This is a genomic window from Kitasatospora sp. NPDC004745 (genome assembly GCF_042873275.1).
Taxonomy (GTDB): Bacteria; Actinomycetota; Actinomycetes; order Streptomycetales; family Streptomycetaceae; genus Kitasatospora.
Genome location: NZ_JBIALK010000024.1, coordinates 55,981 through 74,313, shown reverse-complemented (window position 1 = coordinate 74,313; position 18,333 = coordinate 55,981). Strand labels below are relative to the sequence as shown.

18 protein-coding genes are annotated in these 18,333 nt (G+C 76.6%); 5 read left to right on the top strand and 13 right to left on the bottom strand.

Annotated features, from left to right (window positions below; translation table 11 throughout):
* From ACFYUY_RS30805 to ACFYUY_RS30795, 3 genes are all read right to left on the bottom strand, one after another.
* Positions 1 to 972 (bottom strand): zinc metalloprotease, encoded by a 972-nt coding sequence (locus tag ACFYUY_RS30805; RefSeq protein WP_387905510.1) that lies wholly within the window; start codon positions 970 to 972, stop codon positions 1 to 3.
* A gap of 70 nt (positions 973 to 1,042) precedes the next feature.
* Positions 1,043 to 1,741 (bottom strand): AAA family ATPase, encoded by a 699-nt coding sequence (locus ACFYUY_RS30800; RefSeq protein ID WP_387905508.1) that lies wholly within the window; start codon positions 1,739 to 1,741, stop codon positions 1,043 to 1,045.
* A gap of 71 nt (positions 1,742 to 1,812) precedes the next feature.
* On the bottom strand, positions 1,813 to 2,739 hold the full coding sequence (locus ACFYUY_RS30795) for an LLM class F420-dependent oxidoreductase (RefSeq protein WP_387905505.1): 927 nt from the start codon (positions 2,737 to 2,739) through the stop codon (positions 1,813 to 1,815).
* Positions 2,740 to 2,880: 141 nt separating this feature from the next.
* Here ACFYUY_RS30795 and ACFYUY_RS30790 point away from each other — a divergent pair, with 141 nt between their 5' ends.
* Together ACFYUY_RS30790 and ACFYUY_RS30785 are read left to right on the top strand one after the other, a co-directional pair.
* Positions 2,881 to 3,234 (top strand): DUF6401 family natural product biosynthesis protein, encoded by a 354-nt coding sequence (locus ACFYUY_RS30790; RefSeq protein ID WP_360209661.1) that lies wholly within the window; start codon positions 2,881 to 2,883, stop codon positions 3,232 to 3,234.
* A gap of 145 nt (positions 3,235 to 3,379) precedes the next feature.
* Positions 3,380 to 4,153 (top strand): alpha/beta fold hydrolase, encoded by a 774-nt coding sequence (locus ACFYUY_RS30785; protein WP_360209659.1) that lies wholly within the window; start codon positions 3,380 to 3,382, stop codon positions 4,151 to 4,153.
* A 16-nt stretch (positions 4,154 to 4,169) separates the two neighbouring features.
* On the opposite strand, the gene ACFYUY_RS30780 is transcribed toward ACFYUY_RS30785, so the two are convergent.
* The 8 genes from ACFYUY_RS30780 to ACFYUY_RS30745 form a co-directional block, all read right to left on the bottom strand.
* Positions 4,170 to 5,987: a serine/threonine-protein kinase gene (locus ACFYUY_RS30780; protein WP_387905502.1), complete on the bottom strand. Its 1,818-nt coding sequence runs from the start codon at positions 5,985 to 5,987 to the stop codon at positions 4,170 to 4,172.
* Positions 5,988 to 6,191: 204 nt separating this feature from the next.
* Positions 6,192 to 6,614, bottom strand: a complete 423-nt coding sequence (locus ACFYUY_RS30775) for a hypothetical protein (RefSeq protein WP_360209655.1) — start codon at positions 6,612 to 6,614, stop codon at positions 6,192 to 6,194.
* Positions 6,611 to 7,375: a class I SAM-dependent methyltransferase gene (locus ACFYUY_RS30770; RefSeq protein ID WP_360209653.1), complete on the bottom strand. Its 765-nt coding sequence runs from the start codon at positions 7,373 to 7,375 to the stop codon at positions 6,611 to 6,613. The genes ACFYUY_RS30775 and ACFYUY_RS30770 overlap by 4 nt, the downstream gene beginning before the upstream one ends.
* Positions 7,372 to 8,151, bottom strand: coding sequence for a DUF2071 domain-containing protein (locus tag ACFYUY_RS30765; protein ID WP_360209651.1), 780 nt, complete (start codon positions 8,149 to 8,151; stop codon positions 7,372 to 7,374). Before ACFYUY_RS30765 ends, ACFYUY_RS30770 begins: the two co-directional genes overlap by 4 nt.
* A 113-nt stretch (positions 8,152 to 8,264) precedes the next feature.
* Positions 8,265 to 9,227 (bottom strand): DUF3419 family protein, encoded by a 963-nt coding sequence (locus ACFYUY_RS30760; protein ID WP_387905498.1) that lies wholly within the window; start codon positions 9,225 to 9,227, stop codon positions 8,265 to 8,267.
* Positions 9,224 to 9,625 carry a DoxX-like family protein gene (locus ACFYUY_RS30755; protein ID WP_360209647.1) on the bottom strand — a complete coding sequence of 134 codons (402 nt, stop codon included), beginning with the start codon at positions 9,623 to 9,625 and terminating at the stop codon, positions 9,224 to 9,226. Before ACFYUY_RS30755 ends, ACFYUY_RS30760 begins: the two co-directional genes overlap by 4 nt.
* A gap of 303 nt (positions 9,626 to 9,928) precedes the next feature.
* On the bottom strand, positions 9,929 to 11,353 hold the full coding sequence (locus ACFYUY_RS30750; protein WP_360209645.1) for an MFS transporter: 1,425 nt from the start codon (positions 11,351 to 11,353) through the stop codon (positions 9,929 to 9,931).
* A 7-nt stretch (positions 11,354 to 11,360) separates the two neighbouring features.
* Positions 11,361 to 13,190: a glycoside hydrolase family 15 protein gene (locus ACFYUY_RS30745; protein WP_360209643.1), complete on the bottom strand. Its 1,830-nt coding sequence runs from the start codon at positions 13,188 to 13,190 to the stop codon at positions 11,361 to 11,363.
* A gap of 242 nt (positions 13,191 to 13,432) precedes the next feature.
* Between ACFYUY_RS30745 and ACFYUY_RS30740 the strand changes: the two genes are divergently transcribed.
* A complete protein-coding gene (locus ACFYUY_RS30740; protein ID WP_387905495.1) occupies positions 13,433 to 13,633 on the top strand; it encodes a hypothetical protein in 201 nt (66 codons plus the stop codon).
* Positions 13,634 to 13,720: 87 nt separating this feature from the next.
* Here ACFYUY_RS30740 and ACFYUY_RS30735 read toward each other — a convergent pair whose 3' ends face one another.
* A complete protein-coding gene (locus tag ACFYUY_RS30735) occupies positions 13,721 to 16,396 on the bottom strand; it encodes a LuxR C-terminal-related transcriptional regulator (protein ID WP_387905492.1) in 2,676 nt (891 codons plus the stop codon).
* A 436-nt stretch (positions 16,397 to 16,832) separates the two neighbouring features.
* Between ACFYUY_RS30735 and ACFYUY_RS30730 the strand changes: the two genes are divergently transcribed.
* Positions 16,833 to 17,354, top strand: coding sequence for a hypothetical protein (locus ACFYUY_RS30730; protein WP_360209637.1), 522 nt, complete (start codon positions 16,833 to 16,835; stop codon positions 17,352 to 17,354).
* 89 nt (positions 17,355 to 17,443) lie between these two features.
* Positions 17,444 to 17,944, top strand: coding sequence for a hypothetical protein (locus ACFYUY_RS30725; protein ID WP_387905490.1), 501 nt, complete (start codon positions 17,444 to 17,446; stop codon positions 17,942 to 17,944).
* A gap of 80 nt (positions 17,945 to 18,024) precedes the next feature.
* Here ACFYUY_RS30725 and ACFYUY_RS30720 read toward each other — a convergent pair whose 3' ends face one another.
* Entirely contained in the window at positions 18,025 to 18,303 is a 279-nt protein-coding gene (locus tag ACFYUY_RS30720; RefSeq protein WP_387905487.1) for an SHOCT domain-containing protein, read from the bottom strand.
* Between the last annotated feature and the right edge of the window lie 30 nt (positions 18,304 to 18,333).

The following is an 18,333-nucleotide window of genomic DNA, read 5'->3' as shown; positions in this document are numbered from 1 at the left end:
TCAGCTCCGGTACGCGGCCCAGGAGTCGGCCATCCGCCGGGCCTGGCCGGGGGTGAACTGGTCCATGCAGTCGTCGTAGCTGTAGTCCATGAAGTTGTGGATCGGGTCCTGGCCGCCGAGCGGGCAGGTGTCCCGGCCGTCGGGGCATCCGTAGGCCGCGCTGCGCTCGGGCGGGGTGTCGTCGACGTAGTCGCCGGGGGGCAGGCAGCCGCCCTGGAAGGTGTGGAAGAGGCCCATCCAGTGGCCGGTCTCGTGGGTGGCGGTGCTGCCCAGGTTGTAGTGGGTGGCGGAGCCGCCGGGCAGCGAGGCGTCGAGCACCACGACCCCGTCGTCCACGGGGTCGGAGCGGTAGGCGTTCGGGAAGGTCGCCCAGCCGAGCAGCGACTGGCCGAGCTTGGCGGTGTAGAGGTTGAGCGTGCCCTGGTCGCCCTTGCGCAGCGCCTTCTTCATCGCCTTCTCGGCGGCGGAGCCCGGGGTCATGCCGGTGTACCAGGAGGCGTTGTCGGTGTAGTCGGTTCCGGCCAGCTCGAAGTGGAACTGGGTCGGGGTGTTGCCGCTGCCCTGGCCTCCGTAGGTGGCGTTGAGGTGGTCGATCTGGGCGGCGACGGTGCCGCCGTCGAGGTTGCCGGCGGCACCGGAGTGGATGACGTGCACGTAGACCGGGACGGTCGTCGCGGAGCCGATCAGCGGGCGGTGGCCGAGCTGGGCGAGCCTGTTCTCCAGGTCGGCCTGCATGGCCCGGGCCTCGGCGTGGGTGACGGCGTTCGGGTCGCCGCCCGCCTGGCTGCCGGCCGGCTTGCGGGCCGCGGCGTCGGCATCGACGGCGGCGCCCGCGCAGGCGGCCGGTGCGGCGGTGGCGTGCGGGTGCGGGGCCGGGGCGGCGAGCTGGCCGAGGCCGGCGGCCGCCACCAGCGCGGCGGCACAGGGGAACAGGCGGGGGGCACGCGAGCGCACCCGGACAGTACGGCGCATCAGCGCTCCTGACGGGGAGTCGACGGGGGGCGGCCGCGCCCCGGACCCGCCCGGCGCGGACCCGCCGAGACTACGACGCCGGGAAGTCGATCTCCCGCAGGGCGCGCGCGGCGGCGCGGTCGAGTACCACGGTCGACGCACACCCGGCCGGCGGCCGGCCCGAACCGGTGAGCCGGCTCCGCAGCCGTCCGACGGCCACCCGGTGCCGGGCGAAGGCGTAGCGGGAGACCCCCTGCCCCCGGTGCTGCTGGCCGTCCCGCGCCTCGGCCGGCCCGACGTCCAGCAGCAGCAGGTGCACCCGGCGGCCCTGCCGGGCGGCGGCGCGCACCAGCCAGCCCCGCACCCAGGGCTGGGTGCCGCAGTCGTGCACCACCAGGGGCCCGCCGGCCAGCACCGCGCGGCGCAGCCGCCGGTAGTGCGCGATGCGCACCAGCGGGCGGTAGAGGGCGTACGGGAGGCCGGCGGGCAGCCGGGCCGCGTACTCCTCGCGGACCAGCTGGGAGTCGACCAGCGGGACGCGCGCGCAGCGGCGCATCAGGGTGCTCTTGCCGCTGCCGGGCAGCCCGGAGACGACCAGCAGGTCCCCGGCGGGGTAGTGCAGCGCCGCCGGGCCGGGGCCGCGGCGCAGGTCGTGCAGACCGGGCGGCACCCGGACCGCCCGGTGGGCGGGGGCGCGCGGCGGCGGCACCCGGGGCGCCGCCGCCTCCGCCGTTCTCGTCCTGGTCACCGGGCCTCCCCCCGCCGTTCCTCCCCCTGGAGCATTACGCATTCCCAAGGGCGAGTAAAGGCCGGAGGTCGGGGCGGGTACGGACGGCCCGGGCCCGGCCGGGCCGGAACGGTTCAGCCGAGCTGCGGGGCGACCCGGGCGGCGATCAGCTCCAGGTGGTCGAGGTCGTCCAGGTCGAGGATCTGCAGGTAGATCCGCGCGCTGCCGACGGCGGCGTAGCGTCCGATCTTCTCGACCACCTCGTCCGGGGTGCCGGCCAGGCCGTTGGCCCTCAGCTCGTCGGCGTCCCGGCCGATCGCGGCGGCCCGGCGGGCCACCTCGGCGTCGTCCCGGCCGACGCAGGCGACCAGGGCGTTGGAGTACACCAGCGCGTCGCCCGGGCGCCCGGCCCGCTCGACCGCGGCCCGGACCCGGCCGAACTGGGCGGCGGTGTCCTCCACCGACGCGAAGGGCAGGTTGAACTCGTCGGCGAACCGGGCGGCGAGCGCCGGGGTCCGGCTGGGCCCGTGCCCGCCGACCAGCACCGGGATGCGCTCCTGGGCGGGCTTGGGCAGCGCCGGGGAGTCGGTCAGGGTGTAGTACTGCCCGGCGAAGTCGAAGGTGTCGCCGAGCTTGGTGTTCCACAGGCCGGTGATGATCGCGAGCTGTTCCTCCAGCCGCCCGAACCGCTCCTTGGGGAAGGGGATGCCGTACGCGGTGTGCTCCTCCCCGTACCAGCCGGCGCCGAGGCCGAACTCGACCCGCCCGCCGCTCATCGCGTCCACCTGGGCGACCTGGATCGCGGTGACCCCCGGCAGCCGGAAGGTGGCGGCGGTCATCAGGGTGCCGAGGCGGATGGTGCGGGTGTCGCGGGCGAGGCCGGCCAGGGTGATCCAGGCGTCGGTCGGCCCGGGCAGTCCGGAGGCGTCCCCCATCCTGAGGTAGTGGTCGGAGCGGAAGAAGGCGCTGAAGACGCCGAGGTCCTCGGCGGTCCGGGCGACCGTCAGGAGGGTCTCGTAGCTCGCGCCCTGCTGCGGTTCGGTGAAGATGCGAAGATCCATGGGGACCATTCTGGTACGGACCACCCGCCGCTCAGCACAGAGAACCGGCCATGTCACGGAACGTCCGGAAGGTGGCCAAGCTCTCAGCACGGAACCGTCACGGGGCGCCGATCCGCCACCCGGCTCCCCTACCGTGGACGGATGTTCGCCCACCCCGACGAGTCCTTCCGGCGCTCCCCCGACGAGCCGGCGGCCTGCCCGCTGCCCGGCATCGTCGCCGCCTTCACGCCCCGGCTGGCCGAGCTCGCCTTCGAGCCCGCCCTGGTCGCGGCGGTCGACCAGCACGTCGCGATGCTGCGCGAGCTGCTGTACGCGCAGGGGCCGGAGCTGGCGCCGCAGCGGCTGGAGCGCGCGGAGCTCTCGGACTACGCGGTGGGCTTCCTGGACGCGCTCGCCGAGATCGGCTGGCGGGAGCCGGTGGGGTACGACTACGCGGTGCACCGGCTGACGGCGATCTGCTGGCTGGTGCGCGAGCAGCGCCTGCTGGAGGCCTGACCGGCCCGCACCCGGCACCACCTCACCGCACCCGGCACCCCCGCACCGCGGCCCGGCCTCCTCGGTTGAACGGCCCGACCGGCGGGCCGGAGCCGACGCGTACAGTGACGGTCGGGGACGGACGGCAGGACGGGAGGGTGCGGCCATGAGCAGCGACACGATGGGCGGCCGGACGGTGGGCGGCGGCACGACGGCCGGCGGCGTGCCACTGCACCGGCCGCTGCAGTGGCGGATCCGGCCGGCGGCCCCGAGCGCCGCGGTCGTCGTGCTGCACGGCGGCGAGGAGCACAACCTCTCCCGGCCCGGCCCGGTCAACCTGCCGCTGCTGCGGATGCACGGCTTCCTGCGGTCCCTGGCCCGGGAGACCGCCGGGGCCGGGGTGGCCGTCGCCACCGTCCGCTACCGCCACCGGGGCTGGAACGGCGGGCGCGCCGACGCCGCCCGGGACGCCCTGGCCGCGCTGGACGAGCTGGCGCGGGAGCTGGGCGAGGTGCCGACCGTCCTGATCGGGCACTCGATGGGCGGGCGGGCCGCCCTGCAGGCCGGCGGGCACCCGAGCGTCACCGGTCTGGTCGCCCTCGCCCCCTGGTGCCCGCCCGAGGATCCCTGCGAGCAGCTCGCCGGGCGCGACGTGCTGCTCCTGCACGGTGACCGGGACCGCATCACCCCGCCCGCCGAGACCCGGGCCTTCGCCGCCCGCAGCCGGGCCGCCGGCGCCCGGGTCTGCGGCTACAGCGTCACCGGCAGCGGCCACGCGATGCTCCAGCGGATCCCCGACTGGCACCGGGCCACCACCCGGCTGGCCACCGCGGTGCTCGGGCTGCGCCCGCTGCCCGCCGAGACCGCCGCCGCCCTCGCGCTGCCGGCCGCCTCGCCGGAGGCCCTCACCCTCCCGCTGCCCCGTCAGCCGCGCGGCTGACGGGGCCCCGACCCGGTCAGCCGGCGCGCGGGTAGCTGCGCCGGTTGACGCCCTTGGGGTCGGTCTCCAGGTAGCCGGTGCCGTAGTCGTCGGCCAGGTAGACCTTGATGCTGGGGGTGCCGTCGAACATGTCGGGGTCGATCATCAGGTACCGCATGGTCGGCTTCGGGACGTTCAGGGTGTCCTGGGCGCGCTGGAGCAGCGTGGGGATCACGTCCCAGTTGTAGAGCCCGAGGTCGACCGGCTTGGTGTCGCCGATCAGCGTGCCGCCCGGGGAGCGGGTCGCCTTGCCGTCCCGGATGGTGATGTCGTCGTAGAGCTTTCCGCCGGCCGCGGCGGCGACCTCGGCGGTGGCGTACTCGGGGTAGACGACGAGCTTGTACACCTTGCCGCCGGCGGCGTAGGGCTGCAGCGCGGCGACCGTCCGGCGCACGCCGTCCGGGGTCAGCAGGTTGACCTTGCCCGAGGGCTGGGCGGCCGGGGTCGCGGCGGTGGGGGCCGGGGCCGTCTGGTCCGGCGCCGCCCCGGGGGCCGTCGTCGAGGCGGGCGCCGCGGAGGCGGGCGGGGCCGCGGCGGTGGCCGAGGGGGTGGTCCCGGCGGTCGGGGTCCGGCCGGTGGACGCGTCGCCCTGGCTGAGGTAGAGCGCGCTGCCGCCGCCGGCGAGCAGCACTGCGGCGGCCGTGAGGGCGAGCACCCTCCGCCGGGCCTTCCGGGTGCCCGCCGGCTCGGGGTGGCCGGGGCCGGTCGGGAGCGTCGCGGGGGCCTGGAAGCCGGTCGGCACCCGGTCCGCCGGCGGCGCGAACGGACCGCCGGCGAACGACCCGCTGTCGGAGGGACCTCCGGCGAACGACCCCGTGGCGAAGGACCCGCCGGCGGACGGCCCGGTGATCGGACCGGTGGCGAACGGGCCGGTGGCGGGGGGCGCGGGCTGCCCGGCGCCGAGCCGCACGGTGCCGGTCGGGTACGGCGCGCCCTCCCCCGCCCCGTGGGCCGCCTCGTACTCGGCCGCCGCGAGGGCCCGGTCGAGCTGCTCGGCGTCCGGCCGCAGCGCCGGGTCCTTGCCCAGCAGCGCGGACAGCAGCGGCCCGAGCCGCCCGGCCCGGACCGGCGGCGGCAGCGGCTCGTCCAGGACGGCGGCCAGGGTGGCCAGGGTGGTCGCCCGGCGCAGCGGGTGGCTCCCCTCGACCGCGACGTACAGCAGCATGCCGAGGGACCACAGGTCGGAGGACGGGTTGCCCTCCTGGCCGCGGATGCGCTCCGGCGCGATGTACTCGGGCGAGCCGATCAGCGCACCCGTCGCGGTGAGGGCGGTGGCGTCCTGGATCGCGGCGATGCCGAAGTCCGCGAGCACCGGGGTGCCGTCCGGGCGCAGCAGCACGTTGGCGGGCTTGACGTCCCGGTGCTGGATGCCGACGGCGTGGGCGGCCCGCAGCGCGGACAGCACGCCGCGCCCGATCCGGGCCGCCTCCGCGGTGCCGAGCGGGCCGTGCGCCAGCCGGTCGGCGAGGCTGCCGCCGCTGACCAGCTCCATCACCAGCCAGGGGTGCGGGTGTTCCGGGGTGTCGACGATGTGGTGGATGACCACCACGTTCGGGTGCTGGAGGCGGGCGAGCGCCCGCGCCTCGCGCAGCACCCGCTCGCGCAGCTCGCGGGCGGCGTCCGGGTCGGCGGCGGCCATCGCCGGGTCGGGCGGGCGGACCTCCTTGAGCACCACCTCGCGGTGCAGCGCGTTGTCGCGGGCCCGCCAGACCACGCCCATGCCGCCGCCACCGAGCTGCTGGAGCAGTTCGAAGCGGCCGTCGACGAGGCGCTGTTCCGCCCCAGCTGTGTTCATGGCGGCCATCGTAGGAGGCGCCACCGACCGCGCGGACGGCGGCGGGGTCCAGCGACGCGGCCGGGTACGCACGATGCCGTCGCCGCACCGGTGCGGCCGTCGGCGCCGCAGCTGCGGACGGGCCCTGGCCCCGGGTGCGGACGGGCGGCGGTCACCGGACCGGTCGTACACCGTCCGGTCCGGGCCGGGGTGCCCCGGCGCCGCTCACCACACCTGCCAGAGGGCGGCCGCGAAGACCGCCGTCACCCACGTCCAGAGCACGGACAGCGCGACGTGCGCGGCGGTGCGCAGGGCGTCGCCGCGCCACAGCTTCGGGGAGAACACCACGAACTCGAAGAGCCAGCGCAGCCCCCAGAACACGGTCTGACCGGCCAGCAGCACGGTGCCCAGCCGGCCGCCGGCCAGCAGGTCGGGGGCGAGGCAGAGCGGCAGCAGGCCGAACAGGGCGCAGACCAGGCCGATGAAGAAGACGTGGACGTAGGAGACCTGGCGGGTCAGCAGGGTGGTGCCGGCCAGGTCGGCGGGCCAGCCGACCGCCCAGGGCAGCACCGCGTGGCCCACCCCGAGCCCGACCAGGACCAGCCCGACCAGGCGCAACTGGCCTTCCACGGTCAGGAGTTCGCTCATCCCTCGGCGCTCCGGAAGGCGACGGCGGCGACCAGCCCGGCGATCCGGCGTTCGGCGGCGGGCCGCAGCCCGGCCTCGGCGGCGTGCCCCAGCCACACCGACCGGGGCAGGAAGTGCCAGGCCCCGGGGCCGTAGGCGGCGATGTTGGCGGCGTCGCGCAGGTGCTCGACCAGCAACAGCGTGCCGCCCGGCCGCAGCGCCCTGGCGACCTCGGCGAACAGCGCGCGGCGGTCCGCGGGGCGGCGCAGCTCGTGGGCGGCGAAGACGGCGAACACGGTGTCCAGCGAGTCGGTCGCGGCGGGCAGCTCGCCCGGGCGGGCGGGCACGGTGCCGGGGGCGGGCGGCACGTGCCGGCGGGCCCGCCGGATCGAGCCCTCGGTGGTCAGCGCCGGGTCGTAGAGGTCGGCGACGCGCTGGTGCGCGGCGGGGTGGCGGGCGGCGATCGGGCGGCTCACCTCGTCGAGCCCGGCGGAGACCACCAGGTGGGTGCCGGGGCCGTCGGGCAGCAGCGCGGGCAGCCAGTCGTAGGTGTGCAGCTCGGAGCGGTCGTAGACGCACCAGGTGGCGAGGGTGCTGACGAGGAGGTGGGCCGCCGCGGTGGCGGCACCGGCCCGGGCGAGCGCGGCGGCCGGCCCCGGCAGGCGGCGGGCCGCCGCCCAGCCGCCGGCCGCGGTCAGGACGCCGGCCGTGTACAGCGGCCAGTTGTAGCGGATCACCTCGCGGACGCCGGAGGGGCGCCGCGCCGGCGGGGCGGCGGTCACCGGGCCGCCCCCTCGAGGGTGCGGCGGCTGCCGCGCTCCCAGCCGTAGTCGAGGTCGGCGACGTGGAAGGCGTTGGCGAGCACCGGGCGGCTCCCGGCCAGCGGACCGTGGTCGAAGAAGGTCAGCCGCGGCACCTCGACGCTCACCGGGACGGGCTGCCAGGCGGTGCGGGTGGCCTTGACCACGATCACCGACCGGGTCTGCGGCTCGTACTCGAAGGTGTAGGGCAACGGGCCGGCGAACCGGCGGGCGGCCCGGGCGTCCGCGAAGGGGCTGCCCGGCGGCAGGGCGGCCGGGGCGCCGCCCAGGTCGGCGCGCACGTGCAGGTCGGCGTGGCCGTCGCCGCTGAGGACCTTGAACTCCAGGGTGTCGCCGACCACCCGGGTGCCGATCCGGGCGTGGCGGTAGTGGTAGCGGGTGAGGAGGTTGCCGCCGACGGTCATCAGCCGGCTGTCGGTGTCGGAGCGCAGGATCCGCAGGCCCCGCATGGTCCGCCCGCCGGGGGTGGGGAAGCGGGTGAAGACCCGGTAGCCGGTGAGGATGAAGTCGCGGCCGAACCGGGCCGGCAGCCCGGCCGGGCGCAGCGCGCGGGTGTCGACCACGGCGGCCGCGACGAAGCCGTGCTCGGTGCCGGCCGGGTCGGTGTAGGTGTCCAGGGCGAGCCCGGGCGGCACCAGCGGGGCCAGCAGCCGGGGCGGCAGCGCGTAGGTGAGGACGAGGGAGTGCGCGAAGCGGGTGCGGATCGGCACGGGATGGCGCTGGAGGAGGTGTCGCATGGTCGACTCCGTTGGTCGGTCGCGGTGTTCGGGCGGGCTGCACCGGTGTCGGGGTGGGCTACGCCGGTGTCGGGCCGGGATCGGCCGGTGTCGGGCTGGGCTGCGCCGGAACCTCAGAGGCGGACGACCCGGACGACGCCCCACAGCGGGCAGCGGTCCTCGGCGGCGGCGCCGGGGCCGGCGGGGCCCGGTTCGCGGATGCTGCGCAGCACCGCGACGCCGCCGGGCCGGACGGCGTGCCGCACGGCGGCGCGCAGCCGGCGGGCGAAGGCCTGGTCGGGGCCGTCCAGGACGTTGGAGAGCGTCACCGCGTCGTAGCTCCCGGCCGGGGAGCGTTCGAGGTGGCCGAGGACGTCGCCCCGGAGCAGCCGGACGGGCGGTGCGCCGCCGCCCTGGTCGTGGCCGGGCGGTGCGCCGACGGGCAGCTCGCCGGCGGGCGGTCCGGCGACGAGCGGTCCGCCGACGGGCAGTTCGCGGCCGAGCAGGAGCCGCCAGGCCCACGGGTTGTCGGCGTTGGGGTGGCGGGCGAAGCCGCGGGCCAGTCGGGCCCGCAGCACCGTGTCGAAGCGGCGCGGCAGTACGGCCCGGAACGCCGGGTGCAGGCCGCCCGCGAGCGCGCCGGCCGGGCGGAGCGCGGCGCCGAGCAGCAGCCGCAGGCCCGGGCCGTCGAGGTGGCGGTGCCAGTGGCGGGCCTGCGCCGCCGGGTCGTCGAGGCGCAGGAACCGTTCCAGTGCCGCCGGGCGCCAGGCCGGCAGGGCGGTCGCGGCGGCGGCCCTGCCGAGGGCGAGCAGGCGTTCCGCGGCGCCGGTGGCGGCGGGCGCACCGGCGGTCAGCCGGGCCCGGGCGTAGGCGAGTTGGGCGGGGTTGAGGTCCACCGCGGTGACCCGGTGCCCGGCGGCGGCCAGCGCGGCGGCGGTGTCCCCGGCGGAGGCGATGCACAGGACGCGGGCGCCGGGCGCCGGGAAGGCGGCGAGTTCGACGCCGGGGTCCTCGTACATCCGGCCGAACAGCAGGCCGGGCCGGCGGGGTTGCAGACTGAGCAGCCGGCCGTCGGCCCAGGGGGTCCGGGCGCTCACGCGGTCACCGCCGCGCGGGGGGCGGGGTGGCGCCGGGTGGCGGCGACGGTCCAGATCAGCGCGAGGAAGGCGAGGTCCTGGACGATCAGCCGGCCGGGTTCGGGGATCTCGTCGGAGCCGAAGAGCAGGCCGCCGGTGTTGAAGGCGACCACCAGGGCGGTCTGCACGAGGGCCGCGAGGCGGGCCCGGCGGCCGGTCAGCACCCAGAGGCCGAGGGCGAGTTCGGCCGCCCCGATGGCCAGCAGCAGGGGTGTCACCGCCCACCCCGGGAGCAGCGGCACGGACTCCACGATGGCCCGCTGGTCCGCCCGGCCCGGCCAGATCTTGCACCAGAGCCCTTCGTAGGCCCACATCAGCGCCACCGCCCCGGCGGCGAACCTGTTCTGCCACGGTGTCACGGCTCCCCCTTCCTCCTGCTGCCTCGCCGGGGCGCGACGGCGCCGGGGTGCGGCGGGGCAGCACGGGACGGCCCCGCACCGCCGGTCACGGCCGGGAGCGTCCGCTCGGCATCATCATGGCGCACGCCTTTGAACGCGTTCAACTCGGGGTTCTCCCCCTGAGCCCGGTCGCCGCCCGTCACCCTCCCAGCAGCGGCGGGCCGGGCACCGGCCGGTGCCCGGCGGGTCGCCGGGGCCTCACCCCATCGGACCAACCCCCGGGCCGGCCCGCCGCCCGGCACGCCCCCGACCGGGCCGGGGCGCTCACCCCTCCCGGCTGCCGGCCGGCCCGGATCCGGGATCGGCGCCGCGCGGCAGCAGCAGGGCGGCGCCGAGCCCGACCAGGCCCAGCAGCGCGAGCGCCAGCATGGCCGCGCCGTAGCTGTCGCGGGTGAGTTCGGCGACCAGGATGGTGCCGGCGACGGCGGTGCCGAGCGAGGAGCCGAGGTTGGAGATGCTCCGGGAGAGCCCGGAGATCGCGCCCTGCTGACTGTCAGGGAAGCTCGACTGCACCACGTTGACGGAGGCCGTCAGCATCAGGCCCAGCCCCAGGCCGATCAGCAGCAGTCCGGGGGTGAACGCCCACACCCCGTCGAAGGACCGCACGAGCAGGAGCAGCAGCAGGATGCCGGCGACGGTGACGACGAACCCCGTGACGATGAGCGTGCGCTGGCTCCAGCGCCGGGCCAGCCGCTCGGCGCTGAGGGAGGTGGCGAGCAGCCCGACCGTCGCCGCGGTGAAGACGGCGCCGGAGGCGATCGCGCTGTAGCCGCGGACCACCTGGAGGTAGGCGCCGACGGTGAACGACGCGCCCATCAGGACCAGCCACTGGGCGTTCTGGGTGACCAGGCCCAAGTTGGCGGTGCGGTCGCGGAAGAGGGCGAGCGGGAGCAGCGGTTCGCGGCCGGCCCGTTCCCGGCCGCGGATCCAGAGGAAGAACCCGGCCAGCACGGCGGCACCGGCGACCAGCAGGGCGATCATCAGCCAGGCGTTGGTGTCGGCGGCGAGGATGCCGGTGACCACGAGGACCAGGCCCACCGCGGACAGCACCGCCCCGACGACGTCGAAGCGGACGGACGGATCGGGCGGCCGCGGGTCCTTCAGCTTCCGGCTGAGCCACATGATCACCACGATGACCAGGACCTGGAAGCCGAAGTTGGCGCGCCAGCTGATCCAGGTGGTCAGCAGTCCGCCGATGAGCGGCCCGGCGGCCGCGCCGATCCCGCCGAGGGCCATGATCGCGCCGAAGGCCCGGGCCCGGACGGCCGTCCCGGTGAACAGCAGGGTCGTCAGGATGTAGACGGGCGGGATGAGCAGGGCGGTGCCGACGCCCTCCAGGATCGAGTTGCCGACGATCAGGCCCGCCAGGCCCGGGGTGAGCGCGCTGATCAGCGCGCCGATCCCGTAGACGCCGAGCCCGGTCATCAGGCAGCGCTTGCGGCCGTAGCGGTCGGCGAGCTTGCCGCCGGGGATCATCAGCGCGGCCATCACCAGCAGGAACACCGTGATGGCGACCTGGATGCCCTGGACCGTCGTGTCGAGGTCCTCGCTCATGTCGTTGATCATCACGTTCATGCTGGACCCGGCGAAGCTGCAGATGAACTGGGCCAGGGCCAGCGGCACCAGGACCGCGCGGGCCGCCCCGGCGGGCGCGGCGGGTACGGATGCAGGTGCGGATGCGGGTGCCACGGCGGCCTCAGGCCGAGTGCCGGCGGTCGAGCTCCTCGTCGAGCGCCATGGCGGCGTCGATGAGGGCGAGGTGGGTGAACGCCTGCGGGAAGTTGCCCAGTTGCTCGCCGGACGGGCCGATCTCCTCGGCGAAGAGGCCGACGTGGTTGGCGTAGGTGAGCATCTTGTCGAAGGCGTAGCGGGCCTGCTGCAGCCGCCCGGCCCGGGCGAGGGCCTCGACGTACAGGAAGCTGCACAGGTTGAAGGTGCCCTCCGAGCCGCGCAGGCCGTCGGGCGATGCGGCCGGGTCGTAGCGGTAGACGAGGCTGTCGCTGACGAGCTCGCGGTCCATCGCGTCGAGCGTGGAGAGCCAGGCCGGGTCGTTCGGGGCGAGGAAGCCCACCTTGGGCATGAGCAGCAGGGAGGCGTCCAGGACGTCGGTGGCGTAGTGCTGGGTGAAGGCCGCCCGGTCGGCGTTCCAGCCGCGGTCGACGATCTGGTCCAGGACGGCGTCGCGGGTCTCCTCCCAGCGGTCCAGGTCGGCGGGGCGGGAGAACGTGCGGGCGGTCCGGACGGCCCGGTCGAAGGCGACCCAGCACATCAGCCGGCTGTAGGTGAAGTCCTGACGGCCGCCGCGGGTCTCCCAGATGCCCTCGTCGGGGCGGTCCCAGTGCTCGGTGAGCCAGTCGACCAGGCCGCGGAAGGCGCGCCAGCCCTCCAGGGTGCCCATGGTGCCGTCGGTGGCGAAGGCGTAGGCGGCCTCCCCGTAGATGTCGAGCTGGAGCTGGTCGGAGGCGGCGTTCCCGGCCCGGACCGGCGCCGAGCCGCGGTAGCCCTCCCAGTGGCCGAGGACCTCCTCCGTGAGGTGGGGGTCGCCGTCGATCCGGTACATGATCTGCAGCGGTTCGCCGGCGCGGCCGGCCGAGGCCTCGACCCGCTCGCGGACCCAGCGGCGGAAGGCGAGCGCCTCCTCCTCGAAACCCAGGCCGGTCAGCGCGTGCAGGGACAGCGAGGCGTCGCGGATCCAGGTGTAGCGGTAGTCCCAGTTGCGTTCGCCGCCGACCTGCTCCGGCAGGCCCATGGTGAGGGCGGCGATCGGCGCACCGGTGGGGTGGTAGGTCAGGAGCTTGAGGGTGACCGCGGACCGGTCCACCATCTGGTGCCAGCGCCCCTGGTAGCGGGACCGCGCCAGCCAGCCGTACCAGAAGTCGCGGCAGCGGTCGAAGTCGGCGGTGGTGGGCTCGTCGCCGGGCGGCGGGGGCGCGGCGTCGCCCGCGGGCGCGGCGGTGAGGGCCACGATCGCCGTCCCGCCGGCGTCCAGGGTGAACCGGGCGGTGACGTCCTCGCCGTCCGGCTGCAGCACGACCGGGGCGGTGGTCTGGAGGAAGAGGTCCTGGTCCGGGCCGTGCAGCACCGCGTTGCGCTCGTCCGTCAGGGTGAGCCGGTGCCGGGCCCGGCCGTAGTCGAAGCGCGGCCGGCACTCCAGCACGAAGGGCACGCTGCCGCGGATGACCCGGGCGACCCGGACGATCCGGTGCCGCGGGCTCGGCGTGCGCGAGGTGTCGGGGACCATGAAGTCGACGACCTCGGCGACGCCGCCGGCCGACAGGAACCTGGTCACCAGGATCGCCGTCCCGGGCAGGTAGAGCTGCTTCACCGCGGCGTCGGTGATCACGCCCCGGTCGACGGCCAGCCGGCAGCGCCCGCCCCCGGCGTGGTCCAGCAGGGAGGCGAACAGGCTGGGCGAGTCGAAGCGCGGCGCGCACCACCAGTCGATGTCGCCGTCGGTGGACACCAGGGCGGCCGTCTGGAGGTCGCCCACCATGCCGTGCTCCGCGATCGGGGGGTAGTGGCTCATGGGACCTCCCTGGCCGGGGCCGTGGACCTGCCTGCCCGGTCACGGTAGGAGCGGCGCGCGGGTGCCCGGATCACCCCCGGGGGGTGACCGGCGGGGGCGGCGGGCGGACGGGCCCGCCGCCCGGCCGGGCCGGGGCCTCGGTCACCTCGGGGGGGTGATGCGGGGCCCGGGCCGGGCGGCGCAGGCTGGGTCCGACGGTCGAAGGACGACCGCGGGGTCCGGCCGGAGGGAGGAGAGGCCCGGTGCGTTACGAGATCCGTGTCGCCGGACTGCTGCAGGACATCACCGTGCGCGAGGGGTTCCCCGAGCTGGACAGCACGGTCGTCGCCGGCCAGACGGTGCTCTTCGGCGACGTGGTCGACGAGGCCCACCTGTACGGGCTGCTGAACCGCTGCCAGGCCCTCGGACTGACGGTGACGGAGTTCCGCCGGCTGCAGGAGTGACCGGCGGCGGGAACGACCGACCGCGGGAGCGAGCAGCTGCAGGAGTGACCGCCGGCGGGAACGACCGACCGCAGGAGCGAGCGGCCGTCACTCCTCGTCGAGCAGGTGCATCCGGGCGGCCGTCCGCAGGGCTTCCCGGCGGGTGGTGGTCGCCAGCTTGCGGTTGATGCTCTTCAGGTGCGTCTTGACGGTGTTCGGGGACAGGAAGAGGTCGTCGGCGATCTCCTGGGTGGACATCATCCGCCCGACCCGGGCCAGGACGTCGCGCTCCCGCTCGGTCAGCGGGTCGACGGGCCCGGCGGGGCCCGGCGCCGCCTCGCCGACGGCCTGCCGGCGCGTGCGGGCCGGCCCCGCGGGCGGCAGCAGGTCGTCGGGGAGCCAGGGGTGCGCCTCGGCGAGGCCCGGGTGGCGCAGCAGCTGGTGGCGGACCCAGGGGCCGCATTCGCGGAAGGGCCGGCGGAGCCGCTCGGGTTCGGCGGCCCGGAGCGCCTGGGCCAGCAGCTGCGGCCCGGCGGCGTCCGCGTGGGCGGCGCCGGCCCGGGCGAGCAGCAGCAGGGCCCTGGTCCTGGTGGTGCTGCCGATCGCCGCGTCGGTGCGCAGCAGGTCGAGCCGGGAGAGCGCGTCGTCCGCGTCGTGGCCGGCCGCCAGCCGGGCGCTGCAGGACGCGAGGACGGAGTCCGGGGCGCCCCCGGGCACCTCGGCGACCGCGTCCACCGCGGCCTCGACGCGTCCGGCGGCGAGGTGCGCGGCGCAGGCGGCGACGGCGATCCGCTCGGCGCACCAGGGCGAGGGGTGCTCGGCGAGGTCGAGCCGCCTGGTCCGCTCCAGCTCGCTCAGCGCCGCGTCCGGGTCCCCCTGGGCGAGCCGCAGGTCGGCGTGGACCAGGCCGAGGCCGACGGCGAGCACCGGGTCGCCGGACGGCTCCGCGTGCCGCAGCGCGTCACGGGCCGCCGCGACGTCGTCGTGCTCGAGCGCCGCGCCCGCCAGCACCACGTCGCCGAGGTCGGTGCGGGCCTCCGCGGGCAGGCCGCACCGGTCCGCCTCCTCGTCCGCCCGGCGGACCCGGCGCTCCGCCCGGCCGGGCCGGCCCCGCAGGTAGTCGATGAGGGCGAGGCGGGACTGGCTGTCGTGGCGCAGCCGCGCGGTGGTGGCGGTGGCCGGGGCGGCCGCCGCCGCGGCGAGCGCCTCCCCCGCCTCGTCGAACCGGCCCTCCCAGAGCAGGGCCGAGCCGAGGTCGGCGTCGGCCTGGCCGAGCAGTTCGGGGTGCCGGTGCAGCGGCCCGGCCGGGGCCGAGCGCCCGAGCCGGTGGGCCCGCCGGGCGGCGCCGCCGGCCAGCTCGGCCGAGCCGAGCAGCCGGCCCGCCCCGGCCCGCAGGCCGGCGGCCGTGATCCGGGCGGTGGTGTCCTCGGGCGACAGCCGCGGTTCGGCGCGGTCCAGCGCCCGGACACCGGCGGCCACGTCCTCGTCGGAGAGCCGGACGGCCGCCCGGACCAGCTCGGCGTCCGGGGTGTGCGCGGTGGGCGGCATCCGGGAGAACAGCGCGCGCAGTCGGCCCGCGGAGGGGCCGGCGGAGAGTTCGCCGACGGCCAGCTGGTCGATGAGCAGCCGGGCGGCGAAGTCCCAGGCCCCGCCCGCGACGGCGTGTTCCAGGGCGGCGCGCTGCTGCCCGTCCTCGTCGAACCAGTGGGCCGCGCGCCGGTGCAGCTCCTCCGGCAGGCCCGGGTCGGCGGCGTGCAGGTGCAGCCGGAGCGTCTCGGCGAACAGCGGGTGCAACCGGTACCAGCCGCCGGGAAGCAGGTCGACGAAGGCGTTGGCCCGGTGCAGGCCGGCCAGGATGCGGCCGCCGTCCTGCCGGCCGGTGAGCGCGTCGGCGAGCCCGGGGTGCAGCCGCGGGAAGAGGCTGGTGCGCAGCAGCAGGTCCTGGGTGTGCGCCGGCTGGGTGCGCAGCACCTCGGCGAGCAGGAAGTCCGGCACGCCGGTGTGTTCGGCCCCGATCTGCTTCAGGTAGGTGTCGGGGTCGTCGGCGTGCTGGGCGGCCAGGGCCAGCAGGCGCAGTCCGGCGCTCCAGCCCGCCACCCGCTCGTGGACCGCAGCGACGGTGTCCGGGCCGAGGTCCAGCCCGTGGCGGCGCAGGACGCCCTCGGCCTCGGGCAGCCGCATCGCGAGGTCGGCGGCGCGGATCTCGCCGAGCCGGCCCTCGGCGCGGTAGCGGTGCAGCGGCAGCAGCGGCTCGGTGCGACCGACCAGGACGAGGCGCAGGCGGCCGCGGGTGTGGCGGACCAGTTCGTGCAGCTGCTCGGCCGGCCGCGGGTCGGTGATCTGCTCGAACTCGTCCAGGACGAGCACGACCGGTTCGTCGCGGCCGCCGATCCAGTCGGCGAGGCGGAGCAGCAGGGAGGGTTCGACCCGGTCGGCGTCGGCCGGTGCGCCGATGCGCGCGGGCAGCGGCTGCCCCGCGTGGCGCAGGGCCGCGAGCACGTACGACCAGAAGCAGCCGGGGCTGTCGTCGGAGGCCTCCACCGTCAGCCAGGCGGGCCGCCCGGGGGGCTGGCCGTGCTCGGTCCAGTCCGCGACCAGCAGGGTCTTGCCGGCGCCCGCCGGTCCGTTGACCAGCGTGACCGGGAACCGCACGGCCTCGTCGAGCCGCCGGACGAGGCGGTCCCGGCGGAGGAAGGCGGCCGGGGCCAGCGGGGGCTCCAGCCGGGTGACGAGCACCGGGTCGCCGTTGGGGAGCTCCACCGGCGGGAGCGGGGTCCTGCGCATGTGAACCATCGGGAGCCACCGCCTGACGGCCTCGGCACGGGGGTTCCGCGGCCGGGGGCGGGTGTCGGGGAACGGACGGGGCGGGGGCCGCCCGGGGTGGAACCGCCGCCGGCCCGGCGAAGATCCACCCGAACCACGGTAGCCCCGGCGGGCCGCCGACCGCCATCGCAGTCGGTGACGGCCGCTGGGGCGGCGGCCTCACCTGATCCGGGTGAAGCCGCCCGCCCGGCGGCGGCGCATGATCGCGGGAGAGGGCCCGTCGCACCGGTGCCCGAACGGGTGGCCGCGGGCGGGGTGACCGGCCGGCCGGTGGGCCGGGCCGAAAAACCAGCCGGCCGGTGACCCGGGCCGGGAGAACCGACCACCGGCGGACCATCGGCACCGCGCCGGCGCCCGTCCGGCCCTCCGGAGCACCCGCCGGAACAGGAGAGCGACCTTGACCCACTCGGAACGGTCACCGGCCCGCGCGCCCGCCCGGGACCGGGCCCGGGGCCCGCAGCGCACCGACTACGCCGGTGCCGTGTACGGCTCCCTGCTCGCCGCCTCGGTGATCGCCGCCTCCGGCGTGAACGCGTCGATGCCGCGGCTCTCGCTGATCGTGCTGCTGGTGGTCACCGGTGTCGTGTTCTGGCTGGCCCACGTGTACGCCCGCCTCGCCGGGGACCGCGAGGCCGGGCGCACGGTGGGCTGGCGGGACGCCCGCGAGGTGGGCCGGCACGAGTGGTCCATCGTGGAGGCGGCCGCGCTGCCGGCCCTCGCGGTGCTGGTCAGCCCCTGGCTCGGCTCCGGCGACAGCGCCTGGCTGGCGCTCGGCGTCGCGGTGGCCCAGCAGGTGGCCTGGGCCACCCTGGGCGCGCACCGGGCCGGTGCGTCCCGGCGCCAGGTCGTCGCCGAAGGCTTCGTCAACCTCCTCCTCGGTCTGCTCATCGTCGCCGCGAAGGTGGCGGTCGGGCACTGACCGACCCACCGGACTCCGGCCTGGACGGCGGAGACCGGTCGCACAACCGAAAACCGGCAGGCACCCCCCCTCGACACCCGGAGGAACCCATGGCCGCCACCGCCCCGAAGTGGGGACCCCGTCCCCCGATCAGCTACTCCGAGTCCGACCTGGCCGGCTCCGGCCTGGTGGTCTTCGCCGGCGTGCTGCTGTCGCTGCTGGCCCTGTTCAACGGTCTGGACGGCATCGCCGCCATCGCCAACTCGCACGTCTTCATCGGCGACGCCCACTACGTCTTCGGCGACCTGCGGATCTGGGGCTGGGTCGTCCTGGCCGTGGCAGCCGTCCAGGCCGCCGCCGCGGTGGGCATCCTCGTCCAGCGGGCGCAGTGGGCGCGCTGGACCGGCGTGGTGGCCCTGGTCGTCAACGCCTTCGTCCAGATGGCCTTCCTGCCGTCCTACCCGCTGTGGTCGCTGACGATCATCGCCGTGGACGTCGTGGGCATCTACGGCCTGACCGCCCACGGCGCACCGGTCGCACCGCCCGTGGCCGACCCCGGGCCGCCGCCGCCCGTCGCGGGCGCCCCGCGCGGAGACGGCGGAGGCGTCTGAGGTTCCGCGGGTTCCGCGTCCCGTGCGGATGACCGCCCCCGGCCGGACGGGCCGGGGGCGGTCATCCGCCGTTCGACGGCTCAGCCCGCGAGCACCCGCTGCTTCTGCGCCGCGAACTCCTCGTCGGTCAGCACCCCCTGTTCGTGCAGCTGCGCCAGCTGCTGCAGCTGGCCGATCTTGTCGTCCATCCCCGGCTGGGGCGCAGCCGCGGGCGGCGGCGGCGCGGCGGGCGCGGGCTCCGGCGGCGCCTCCTGGGCGGCCCACCGGCCGGCCTGGCGACGCGACACCCGGTTGGACACGGCGGTCGCCGTCCCGGCGACGACCGCGGTACGCGCGACTCCGCGCAACAGTCCCGGCATGACCGAGCTCCTTCCTCGTACGTGTGCGTG

Coding starts and splice junctions, on each gene's coding strand:
- ACFYUY_RS30805 (WP_387905510.1), bottom strand. CDS start 972: ATGCGCCGTACTGTCCGGGTGCGCTCGCGTGCCCCCCGCCTGTTCCCC.
- ACFYUY_RS30800 (WP_387905508.1), bottom strand. CDS start 1,741: ATGCGTAATGCTCCAGGGGGAGGAACGGCGGGGGGAGGCCCGGTGACC.
- ACFYUY_RS30795 (WP_387905505.1), bottom strand. CDS start 2,739: ATGGATCTTCGCATCTTCACCGAACCGCAGCAGGGCGCGAGCTACGAG.
- ACFYUY_RS30790 (WP_360209661.1), top strand. CDS start 2,881: ATGTTCGCCCACCCCGACGAGTCCTTCCGGCGCTCCCCCGACGAGCCG.
- ACFYUY_RS30785 (WP_360209659.1), top strand. CDS start 3,380: ATGAGCAGCGACACGATGGGCGGCCGGACGGTGGGCGGCGGCACGACG.
- ACFYUY_RS30780 (WP_387905502.1), bottom strand. CDS start 5,987: ATGAACACAGCTGGGGCGGAACAGCGCCTCGTCGACGGCCGCTTCGAA.
- ACFYUY_RS30775 (WP_360209655.1), bottom strand. CDS start 6,614: ATGAGCGAACTCCTGACCGTGGAAGGCCAGTTGCGCCTGGTCGGGCTG.
- ACFYUY_RS30765 (WP_360209651.1), bottom strand. CDS start 8,151: ATGCGACACCTCCTCCAGCGCCATCCCGTGCCGATCCGCACCCGCTTC.
- ACFYUY_RS30745 (WP_360209643.1), bottom strand. CDS start 13,190: ATGAGCCACTACCCCCCGATCGCGGAGCACGGCATGGTGGGCGACCTC.
- ACFYUY_RS30735 (WP_387905492.1), bottom strand. CDS start 16,396: ATGCGCAGGACCCCGCTCCCGCCGGTGGAGCTCCCCAACGGCGACCCG.
- ACFYUY_RS30725 (WP_387905490.1), top strand. CDS start 17,444: ATGGCCGCCACCGCCCCGAAGTGGGGACCCCGTCCCCCGATCAGCTAC.
- ACFYUY_RS30720 (WP_387905487.1), bottom strand. CDS start 18,303: ATGCCGGGACTGTTGCGCGGAGTCGCGCGTACCGCGGTCGTCGCCGGG.